Origin of the sequence: Gilvimarinus gilvus, from assembly GCF_030518155.1 — a bacterium.
Lineage (GTDB): Bacteria > Pseudomonadota > Gammaproteobacteria > Pseudomonadales > Cellvibrionaceae > Gilvimarinus > Gilvimarinus gilvus.
The window spans coordinates 1-545 of the sequence record NZ_JAULRU010000835.1; the positions used below are offsets into that span (position 1 = coordinate 1).

The 545-nt window shown below is 54.3% G+C and carries 1 protein-coding gene; it reads right to left on the reverse strand.

Features of this window, described 5'->3' with window-relative positions; translation table 11 throughout:
* Positions 1 to 404 (reverse strand): LysR family transcriptional regulator (locus QWI17_RS23090; protein WP_302724900.1); only part of this gene is annotated, 404 nt, incomplete at its 3' end.
* Positions 405 to 545: the final 141 nt, after the last annotated feature.

Below are 545 nucleotides of genomic sequence, written 5' to 3' on the forward strand. Positions count from 1 at the left end.
CGGTTGACCACCGTCAAGGTCAGGTTGACCTCCGGGTGACGTTGCTTGAAGGCCGCGAACAAGTGCGGAACGAAGTACTTGGCACTCGACTCGACCGCCAGCTTCAACTGACCTTGCAATGAGCCCTGCATGTCCGACAGCTGCATATCCAGGCTCTCCAGCCGGCCGAAGATATCCCGGCTGGCACGCTGCAGGGCCTCGGCTGCTTCGGTCAGGTAGAGCTTCTTGCCAACGTACTCGAACAGTGGCTGGCCTATCAGCTCTTCGAGCTGCCGGATCTGTAGACTAACGGCGGGTTGTGTGAGCGCCATTTCTTCCGCAGCGCGGCTGTACGAACGCAAATCACACACTTCGTTGAAGATCTGCAATTGTCGTAAAGTCATACGCATCAAGGACTTACGCATAGTTGTCGGCTCATCGGCAATACCTTGTTACCCAACTATAAGCTTTTGCTAATACAGCCCCTAACAAATATTGATTTTTGTTTATCAACCTACAGCGCTAGGGTGAATACGCGACTGGCCAGCAACGTCTGGTCACGCGCC